The organism is bacterium (assembly GCA_009926305.1).
GTDB lineage: Bacteria > Bdellovibrionota_C > UBA2361 > UBA2361 > RFPC01 > RFPC01.
This window is the reverse complement of sequence record RFPC01000085.1, coordinates 1-9,596: the sequence shown is the minus strand read 5'-3', so window position 1 is coordinate 9,596 and position 9,596 is coordinate 1. Positions and strand designations below refer to the sequence as shown.

Annotated in this window: 9 protein-coding genes and 1 tRNA gene; 9 read left to right on the top strand and 1 reads right to left on the bottom strand. The window is 47.6% G+C overall.

Annotation, left to right across the window (positions count from 1 at the left end; genetic code table 11):
• The 4 genes from EBR25_11210 to EBR25_11195 all read left to right on the top strand — a co-directional run.
• A partial coding sequence (locus EBR25_11210) for an acyl-CoA dehydrogenase (GenBank protein NBW41551.1) occupies positions 1 to 224 on the top strand: 224 nt, incomplete at its 5' end.
• Between the two features lie 154 nt (positions 225 to 378).
• A complete protein-coding gene (locus EBR25_11205) occupies positions 379 to 1,410 on the top strand; it encodes a phenylalanine--tRNA ligase subunit alpha (GenBank protein NBW41550.1) in 1,032 nt (343 codons plus the stop codon).
• Positions 1,404 to 3,857, top strand: a complete 2,454-nt coding sequence (pheT, locus tag EBR25_11200; protein ID NBW41549.1) for a phenylalanine--tRNA ligase subunit beta — start codon at positions 1,404 to 1,406, stop codon at positions 3,855 to 3,857. The genes EBR25_11205 and pheT overlap by 7 nt, the downstream gene beginning before the upstream one ends.
• A gap of 144 nt (positions 3,858 to 4,001) precedes the next feature.
• Positions 4,002 to 4,841 (top strand): hypothetical protein, encoded by an 840-nt coding sequence (locus tag EBR25_11195; protein NBW41548.1) that lies wholly within the window; start codon positions 4,002 to 4,004, stop codon positions 4,839 to 4,841.
• Here the strand turns inward: EBR25_11195 and EBR25_11190 are convergent.
• Positions 4,819 to 5,793 (bottom strand): methyltransferase domain-containing protein, encoded by a 975-nt coding sequence (locus tag EBR25_11190; GenBank protein NBW41547.1) that lies wholly within the window; start codon positions 5,791 to 5,793, stop codon positions 4,819 to 4,821. The two genes, EBR25_11195 and EBR25_11190, sit on opposite strands and share 23 nt — an antisense overlap.
• A gap of 73 nt (positions 5,794 to 5,866) precedes the next feature.
• On the opposite strand from EBR25_11190, the gene EBR25_11185 reads away from it, so the two are divergent.
• From EBR25_11185 to EBR25_11165, 5 genes are all read left to right on the top strand, one after another.
• The gene (locus tag EBR25_11185) at positions 5,867 to 6,943 is read left to right on the top strand and encodes a methyltransferase domain-containing protein (GenBank protein ID NBW41546.1); all 1,077 of its coding nucleotides are present in this window, start codon (positions 5,867 to 5,869) and stop codon (positions 6,941 to 6,943) included.
• 115 nt (positions 6,944 to 7,058) lie between these two features.
• Positions 7,059 to 7,134, top strand: a tRNA-His gene (locus tag EBR25_11180).
• Between the two features lie 136 nt (positions 7,135 to 7,270).
• Entirely contained in the window at positions 7,271 to 7,516 is a 246-nt protein-coding gene (locus tag EBR25_11175; GenBank protein NBW41545.1) for a GIY-YIG nuclease family protein, read from the top strand.
• 529 nt (positions 7,517 to 8,045) lie between these two features.
• Positions 8,046 to 9,137 (top strand): hypothetical protein, encoded by a 1,092-nt coding sequence (locus EBR25_11170; protein NBW41544.1) that lies wholly within the window; start codon positions 8,046 to 8,048, stop codon positions 9,135 to 9,137.
• 208 nt (positions 9,138 to 9,345) lie between these two features.
• On the top strand, positions 9,346 to 9,596 hold a 251-nt coding region (locus EBR25_11165), incomplete at its 3' end, for a hypothetical protein (GenBank protein ID NBW41543.1).

Sequence of the window (9,596 nt, the reverse complement as noted above, 5' to 3'; positions counted from 1 at the left end):
CCCCCGCCGATAGCGAAACCCGTCTTCGTGCAGCAGAAGCAAAGCTCTTTGCTACAGACACTGCCATGAAAATCACCACTGAAGCCGTTCAATTACACGGAGCCATGGGATACATGAAGGAAACAGGCGTTGAGCAACTCATGCGAGATGCAAAAATGCTCCAAATTGTAGAAGGCGCCAATGAGATTCAACGGGGAATAATCGCTCGTGGGGTTCTCGAATAGCCGCTTTGTCCGACCCAGTCTGCTTTCCATCACCAAAGACTCTTTGGCGGGAGAGCATAAGCCAAAGGATATCATCTCGTTATAAGCGCGAGACGAACAAAAAGGTTCGTTCTTACCGTTTCTTTTATCGTGCAGGATCGCTATTCTTCGGTGTATGCAAGAACAGATTCAAACCATCAGTAAAGAATTTCAGTCAGCTCTGACAAAAATAAAAGACGTGAAGGAGATGACCGCCCTGAAACAGGAGTTTCTTGGGAAGAAGGGTTCGGTATCATCCTTAATGTCACAACTCAAAGATCTTGAACCAGAAACACGGAAAGCAATTGGAGGACAACTCCATGCTCTACGACAAGAGATTGAATCGGAGCTAAACTCATTTCGCCAACAACTCGAGCGAAATCAGGTGAATGAAAAATTGCAAGCCTCTTGGGAGGATCCGTCAAGCCGAGGCTCCTTGTTTGACCAAGGAGTCAGTGAGGCTGGCCTTCACCCAATGAGTCAGATTCTCAATGAAGTATTAGAAATCTTTACAAGCATGGGGTTTGAAGTCCTCGATGGCCCTCATATCGAAGACGACTTCCACAACTTTACCGCACTGAACATCCCTGACTCGCATCCAGCCAGAGATCTGCAAGACACGTTTTGGTTTGAGGATGGAAAACACTTACTGCGCACTCACACCAGCGGACTTCAAATCCGGGGAATGAAAGATCGCACGCCCCCCGTGAAATTCATCGGACCTGGGCAAGTATTCAGGTGCGAGCGAACTGACCAGTGGCACGACTTCTCCTTCTTTCAACTCGAAGGGCTTCTCATTGATAAAGGAATTTCGGTTGCTCACCTGCTCTACTTTGCCAAAACGCTCTTCGAAGAGATTTTCCGCTCAGAAGTTGAAATCAGAACTCGTCCAAGTTACTTCCCGTTCGTGGAACCCGGCCTTGAAATCGATATGCGTCGAGATGGAGGAAAATGGGTTGAGATGCTCGGCTCTGGAATGATTCACCCACGCGTTTTAACACATATGGGGGTAGACCCAGATGAATACAGTGGGTTTGCTTTCGGCCTCGGACTCGACCGTCTCCTGCTGATGCGATACGGAGTAGAAGATATCCGTCACTTACGCTCTGGAGACCTCCGATTCGTCAAACAGTTCGCCACCTACAAAGCCGGAGGTGCCACATGTTAGTTTCTGCAAACTGGCTCCAAGATTTCCTCTCTGAACCATTCACGGAATCAGAGCGCGCACACCTTGGAGACACCCTTACACTCCATACCGCTGAAGTCGATGCTGTGAGCGAGCGAGGGGGTCACCTTGCCCAAATCTCAGTGGCGCTTATCGAAGCGATTGAGCCACATCCTGAGGCTGATAAATTGCAGCTTGCAACGGTCCGCATCAATGATGAGAACGCGGTCCAGCGAGTTGTATGTGGCGCACCTAATATAACAGTCGGAATGAAGGTTCCGTATGCACCACTCGGAACGTCTTTCCCGAACGGACTGACCCTTGAACCAAAGAAAATTCGAGGCGTTATTTCAGAGGGAATGTTGTGCTCAGCGGCTGAGCTAGAGGTTGGCGATGATCATTCTGGTATTCTTGCACTCCCAGAGGATGCTCCGATTGGGAGAACGATGACTGAGCACTTCAATGTTGAGTCCGACCTAGTCGTTGATATCGACAACAAGGCAATTACTCACCGACCAGATCTGTGGGGGCATATGGGAATTGCCCGTGAGTGCGGGGCGCTTCTCAATAAGGGCTTCAAAGCAGATCGGTTTGGGAGCGAGTGGCAAGCCAAAATGGATGGGCAAATGCAGAATGATAGCCCTTCGCCCATCGGTGTAGCTGTGAAAGATGGCACCTGTTGCACTGGATACTTCGGGCTCTCGGTAGATAATGTGAAGGTTGAGCCCAGCCCTCAGTGGATGCAAGAGCGACTGCTTGCCGTAGGACTACGTCCAATCAATAACCTCGTTGATATCGGCAACTATGTAATGCTTGAAGTAGGTGGCCCCGTCCACATCTTTGATCGCACGAAGATCTCTGGCGGCAAGATTCAGATTCGGCAAGCAGAAGAAGGCGAAAAACTCCTGCTGTTAGATGAGACAGAGGCGTTGCTGACTCCAGAAGATACCGTTGTTGCTGATACAGAAAAAGCGCTCGTGGTAGCTGGTATCATGGGTGGGGAAGAAAGTGGTGTTACTGAAAACACGACTGAAATATTCATCGAGGCAGCCACTTGGGAAAGAACTCCTATCCGAAAAAGCTCAACACGTATTGGCGTTCGGACTGACTCCTCGAATCGATTCGAAAAAGGTCTCGATCCACATCTGATGAGAACGACAATTCTTCGAACGCTCGAGCTTGTTCAAGAACTGTGCCCGGGAGCTCATGTCGTCGGCCGGCTTGAGTATGATGGAGAAAATCTAGATGAGCTCAAGGCTCCGACTGTTCCCTGCTCTGTGACGCAAATTAATGGGCTACTTGGCACTCACTACACTCAAGAAGAGATCATACAGACACTTCAAGGCCTCGAATTTTGCGTTTCATCGGATGATGAAAAAATGACGGTGAGTATTCCCTCCTTTAGAGCAACAAGAGAGTTCACATACATGGCGGACGTTGCAGAAGAAGTAGGAAGGATTCGAGGGTACGGAAGCATAACGCCGGTGTCTCCGAAACTACCAGTAACACCCGTACGTCGTCTTCCAGTTCATCAGATAGAAAAAAAGATTGCTGACTTCCTTCCTCTACACGGGAGGTTCCTTGAAGTTCAAACGTACCCCCTCATCGGAGAAAAGGGACTGGAGCAAACAGGCTGGAAATCGGCTGACCCGCTTCTCCTCAAAAACCCCCTTTCAGTAGAACAGGATCGAATGCGACCCTCGCTGATCCCCTTAATCCTCCTTGCAATGCGAGAGAATGCAAAACATTTCGAAAGCTTTCGTCTTTTTGAGATCGGACGGTCGTATCACAGCGCCACAAAGGACGGCGGATACGCTGAGGAGCAGAGGGAGCTCTGTCTCGGAATTTATTCTGAGAACACCAAAGTGAATCCTTTCCGTGCACTTGTTGATGTCATGGAGCCTCTTTTTGAGCACCTGGGAGTAGCAGTTCAGTGCGTTGAAACAACAGAAAAGTTTCCCCATCCCCTAATTCCGCTGGACTGGGAGGGTCGGCATCCGTTTGCAACCCGCTCCTTCAATGGTTACGGCAAAACACTTGGAGAGGCCACAGAGGTCCATCCGCTCTTGCTCAAGTCGTTAAAGATTCGTGGACGAATCGCTCTCGGAGTCATTGCACTCGATCCAATTGCTGAACGCGTGAATAAGGTCTCGTACCCGTATGAGCCGCTGAGTCGATACCCATCTGCCGTATTTGACTGTACGGTAAGCGTGGCTCCGAGAAGTGAGTTAGAAGCACTGGCATCCGTCATGCGCAGATTTAAGGATAAGCGCGTGCTTGATCGTGCCATCGTGACAGAGTACTCCCCGTCTTCGGAGGAGCGGTATGTGACGGTTCGGTTCCGATTTGGAAGTAAGAGCGAAACGCTCTCTGGGGACGACATTAAGTCCCTAGAGAACAAGGCAATCGCCCACTTAGAAAAACATGGATACTCCTTGAAAATGGGGTAACGTATTGAAAGATTTTTTCTTTTCCAATAACGCGACGTAATTTTGCTTGCCTGAGATGCAAAATCTTTGAATAAGGCGTTCAAAACGGTTTTACTATACAGAGGAATGTATGTAACCCCGAGATGAATAGCATCTGAAGTAGTCATGTTCGATAACCAGTCGCCGAGCGAGAGCAGTAGCACTCCTGAAACCATTGATGATATTCAGGCTCTTAAACCACCTTCTCGATGGTCAGACGGAATTGCAGCGTTCCAAAACCTAGCCTATGGGATTTCTGAAAAGTTTGTCCGTGCTATTTATCTGCATGAAGCTACGCATGAACTTGAAATTCAGAATCTTCATGAGGGAGGTGCCCGTACTTCTTTCTCGAAGTTCACTCTCACGGAATCAAGCTTTAAGAATCTTTACTCTGAAATTGTGAAGCAAGTGCGGAGTCCGTATTCAAACCTTCAAGGTAATAATCTTACCCAACTCACCTTTAAAAACCCTTCGGGGGAAACAGATGGCGTATACTGTATTGTAAGTCAACAAACAGGAATACAGCATTCTCCAAGTGGGAAAGGTGTATTTGAGTATCGAGTCCTTGCAGTAGCTGCTGTTCCGAGTGAAAAAGACATTCAATCTATTCACTCAAGTGCCTGGGCAAAAACTCCCTTCAACAGAAGTCAAGTGGCGCCTCCAACTGATGTGTCGCAACTCAAAGAGTTTCTTCAGAAAAGACTTTCTCAGCTCTCGACTTTTGCCAGTTTCAAACCACAATTTATCATCCACGAAGACCGTCGTGGCGACTATGTGGAAATCAGGGATATTACATCAGGCATCAAAGCCCAACAGATCATGAAATACATCGGGAAGAACTTTACGGATCTGGAGTGCCGCCGATTTGAATATCGATACAAAGATGCGCCAGATTCAGCTCCCACCTTCTGGTCGGTACATGTGAAATACCGAGGCGCCGATTCTAGCGGGACGGGCCACTTCTGATCACCAGAAGCGTCGGACAAAACGATCCGTTAAAGACTTGGAGTTGATCAGAAATCTTCCAATCAAAAGCTTGCTTCTCAATGATTTGAAATATGATATCTGTCGCCTGAGTGCAGCAAATCAATACGCTGCCCTTCTTTAGCACTCGATGAGCTTCGCTCAAGAATGATGTATACAGATTTTCAAGATCTTCCCTCTTTCCATGCGCTTCACCCCAGGGAGGATTCGTTAGGATTGCATCAATCGAGTCTTTCTTGAGTGGTATCTGTGCAGCACTTCCTTCGTAGATAGTGGTGCCATAGAAAAACGCAGCGCCCTTCTGTGTTTCTATATTTAATCGACATGCGTGAAGTGCATCCTGAGAAATATCCCCACCTATTAATGAAACATACGATGAGTCCTCCATTAGCTCACACAGCAACGTTCCACTACCACAAAATGGATCGAGAACTATGGGGCTTCTTTCGATTCCTCCTCTTGATTGTTCTCTTGCGAGAAGAGTCACCATCGCTGCGGCAATATTCGCATGAAGTGCACCTCTATAATCTGCCACTCGCCACGTCCGTGTAGAGAGTGGCTTCGGTGAGACACGAATGACGATGTCCCAACCATCGAGGGAGATCGAGCGTCTAATTCTAAAGAGTTGTTCTCCGGAATCTTCATTTTCTATAAGACTGCACCTCCGAGCGATCTCTTCTCGAAGATGTACTGCTTCCGAGGAAGTACTCCCTTTCATTCCAAATCGACACGTGTCTGATTCAAAGGGGGTGTTTGTGCGAATGTTCTCCACTGCTTCTTGAATAACGGTGAGTGCCTGATGACCCCTGAGGGCTGATGGGCGTTTACCTGGAACCGAAACTGCGATATGAGCTGAAGCTACGATCTTTAGAGAGAGCAACTTTGGGAGGTGGTGCACGTTATATGGGAATGAGAGCTTTCCCCGTTCCTGCATCGCAACTGGGGGCAGACGTGGAGCACTCGTTCAGTGCAAGGGGCTCAAGCCCAGGCAGTACTTCAAGCTCAAAATGACAAACTGGATTCACCCGAAAGGCTATATCACGTATAGTCGTGGCATGTCATCGAAGCTTGTACAACTAGACGCAGTTCAGTGGTTTATAGACCGCACTAATATCTGCTCACAGGACACAGAGGTCCTCATATATGGCGCCGAGGAGCACCCTCTTCTAGATTCCCTAGGAGTGAGTCGAGTCCGATTCATTCAGTCTGATTATCAAAAAGCTTCTATCCTCACGAAGCGAGGCTTTCAAGAAGACGACGGAGCATTCACTCCCGAGACTATTATCATTAATGGCGAGCGGTCGCGGAGCTATACTGAGCTTCTCATCTCAGAGGCTGCTCAACGAGTCTCTCCGAGTGGGCAGGTGCTTATCTGTTTAGGCTCTAAGAGTGGTGGGGATGCACTGGCAAAGCGGTGTGCGCAACATGTCGCAACGGAGATAGAGTCAAAGCATCGGTGTAAGCTCATCTTACTTTCTGCTGATCAAGCAAAGGCATTCAGCACTCATCTAGATCCCCTTCCCTCACCGCTTGTTGTTACGCATCGTGGAATACCCTTTACGACTCATCCTGCTCTTTTTAGTTGGCAAGAAGTTGATGAAGGCACGTTACTCCTTGAGGGTGTCCTGCAAGAGGTGGGAGCATGTGTGACAGGGATAGGCGCAGACTTTGGATGTGGCTGGGGAGCGTTGGGAGTGTCACTACTAAAAGAGCACCCAACGATTGAGAGTATAACTTTTGTTGATAGTGACCGGTGGGCAATCGAATCAGTTGAGAGCACCCTGAAGGCGGTGCACCTGCAGGCGCGGGGCCACACTGTGTGGGGAGATGTGAGCCAGTGGAAGGAGAGATCTTTTGACTGGATAGTATCGAATGTTCCGTATCATTCCGGAGGGGATACGGACTATTCAATGCAGCTTCATTTTGTGCGAGGTGTACTGAGAGGGCTTCGTCCGGGGGGTGTGGCCTTTTTACTCTGGCACCATTTAAAAACTGAGCTCTTAGAGGGCTGTGAGGGAGTCACTTCGATAGAGGTGCTGGCACAGAGTCAGCCGTATTCAGTGTTGAAGTTACGTGGCCAATAGTCCCTATTGGAACTCTTTTTTGTTCATTGTCCCTTGAAAAAACCCCCATTCTCAGTAGATCTCTTGATCTCTCGTTCGAAGAGGCTAATAATCTCGCCTACTTCAATTCGAAGTGGTGGCTGTAGCTCAGTTGGTAGAGCCCTGGATTGTGATTCCAGTTGTCGCGGGTTCGAGCCCCGTCAGCCACCCCATCCGCCTCCTGAAGGAGGCGAGATGATCTCGCCGGAATCCCGTAGGGATGAGGCGGGCTCTTCATTTGTACAATAAATCTTCATTTGTACAATAAATTCGAAACTCTTCCTGAAAATTATCGATGAACATATCGATATGTTCTACGTTTACATCCTTGCAAGCCAAAGTAATCCAGGACGATTCTATGTTGGTTGTAGCTGTGACCTAAAGAGGCGTCTTGCACAACACAATCGTGGAGATTCAAAACATACAGCCAAATATCGTCCTTGGCGGTTGGTAAACTATATAGCTTTCTTGAGTAAGGAAAAGGCTGAGGCGTTCGAGGAGTATTTAAAATCCGGTGCTGGTCGTCGATTTCAACAACGGCATTTCGGTGAGTGAATTCAGCCCATCAATTCGAACGCTACCTCAAATCCGGCTCTGGCAGAGCATTCTCCAAGCGGCACTTCTAAAAGTTTACCTCCCGTATTCCTGCTTAAATCCGTAAACACGGGAGAGGTGTATCTACTGCTCTCCCCTCCGTACATAGAATCAATCGGTTAGCGAGTTCGCTGATGACGCCAAGATAAGGCACGTGCAATAAACGCTCGTTAAGTCACTGAGGAAGGAGTCAGGCAATAAAGATTACAAAGATGGTGGTACGTGATTACTGGGCGAAATATTTCTACTTTTTTTTCTTGAATACTTACTATCGTCCTCCGAGTTCTCTGGTATCTGCCCGCCACTCATCAGAATCCGCTAATAATTAACTAGCACCATCTTTCTTTTGCGGAATGATGATCGGATGAAGCCAAAACATGTAGATTCGAATAGAACTCGACACCTCTTTACCAAATAATTCCCACATATCAATAAGCTAATGCTATCCTGCAGGTGAGAATGAGACGACTGATTGAGGACGGAGTTTCCGATGATGTATCAATCTAACAATCCAGGTCCTAACAATTCAACGCAACTACAAACGAGACTTGAACCACTCCTAGAAGGCTATAAAGATTACCTGACAAATCAATGTAGAAAAATAGGCTTACCGAAAAACCTATTAAACATCGACGAACATCTCAAAGGACTTCGTGAGTTACCAGAAGCGTCCTCTTCATCCGGAGAAGGCTTGCACCTATTTGAAAATTCGGCTGGAGATCCTGAGGGATTTTGTACGATAGAGCTCGTCACGTTACCGCAAGCCAATAATAAAAAAGTTGCGTTTATCGACAATGTTTTCTTAGGAAAGAGCGCTAACCAACCAGAAGCGAACTTTGAAAGCTCACTGGCTCAGCACTGCAGAAACGTTATTAAACACGTCCCTGCTGAAGCCTCCTCCGTTAGTCTCGTGACGTTCTCAAGTGACAACAACAAAAAGAACGTCTACAAGTCACTTGGGGCTGGAGATGAGCCCCTCTGCATATGCCCGATACTAGAGCTAAGCGAAGCTAAGAAGATTACAGGTGACAAAGGGACTCCTCATCGCTACTCCGATGAGGCCTCCAAGAGCCTAGAAGCTGCTAGGGAGATAGCAAAGATTGTATATGACTACCGGAAAAGACGGACTGACAAAGCGATTAAGAACAACGCGCCCTATAAATGGCCTCAGCCAGATGAACAACACCTTACCAATCATGCAAACTATATTTATGACAGACTACTCGGTTGTCCCGATATCCCATCAACTATAGTAAAAGATAACCGCTCCGTTGTCGCGGCTGGAATTGGGGTTGCAAAGCCCGTACAGCTTAATTGGTCCTCCAAAGCACCACTTTCACTTGGAGCAAATGATCTTTCACTTAGTCTGGATGATTTCTACGTAAAGCTGGGTAAAGACTGGTCTGAATTTGGTCGCACTCTCTTTGCCGATATTATTAATCAAATCTCGAATAAAAAAGTTAAGTACGTTCAATTCGTTCAAAATGAATTCGACACCGAGTCGATAGAATTCGGTCGTGACATTGGTGCCAAGCCATGTGTTGAAATGTACAGCCTGCCATTTAAACGAACTTCCTCGTGAACTCTTACTTTTGAGTTGTCATCCCGAGAAACAGAAGCTGTCACCTGATGAAGATCTGGTGAACTACACTACAAAGGAGGGCAAGACGCATGATTTTATCGCCTTGGACTTTCTAGCGCTTCTGACATCACATATTCCGAATACCTACGAATCAATAACCCGCTACTACGGCTGGTACTAATGCCGTAAACGAGGGGAGCGTGCGAAGGTGGCTGTGAAGGAGGGGCTAAACGACCCTGAGCACACACCGGAAGAACCTTCAAGCAGTTGGGCACGGTGTATCAAGCGGGTGTATGAGATTAACCCGCTTGAGTGTCCACGCCCCCCAGTAATCAAGTACCACCATCTTTTTTTGATTAAACCGGGAACGCTCGGTATTCGCTCTCTCTTTTCAACTGTTTCGGTCAGACCTTATTCACAAAACGAAAAATCTGAGCAAGAAGATGCGAGCTCAATTGT

Coding starts and splice junctions, on each gene's coding strand:
- EBR25_11205 (NBW41550.1), top strand. CDS start 379: ATGCAAGAACAGATTCAAACCATCAGTAAAGAATTTCAGTCAGCTCTG.
- pheT (NBW41549.1), top strand. CDS start 1,404: ATGTTAGTTTCTGCAAACTGGCTCCAAGATTTCCTCTCTGAACCATTC.
- EBR25_11195 (NBW41548.1), top strand. CDS start 4,002: ATGTTCGATAACCAGTCGCCGAGCGAGAGCAGTAGCACTCCTGAAACC.
- EBR25_11190 (NBW41547.1), bottom strand. CDS start 5,793: ATGCAGGAACGGGGAAAGCTCTCATTCCCATATAACGTGCACCACCTC.
- EBR25_11185 (NBW41546.1), top strand. CDS start 5,867: ATGACAAACTGGATTCACCCGAAAGGCTATATCACGTATAGTCGTGGC.
- EBR25_11175 (NBW41545.1), top strand. CDS start 7,271: ATGTTCTACGTTTACATCCTTGCAAGCCAAAGTAATCCAGGACGATTC.
- EBR25_11170 (NBW41544.1), top strand. CDS start 8,046: ATGATGTATCAATCTAACAATCCAGGTCCTAACAATTCAACGCAACTA.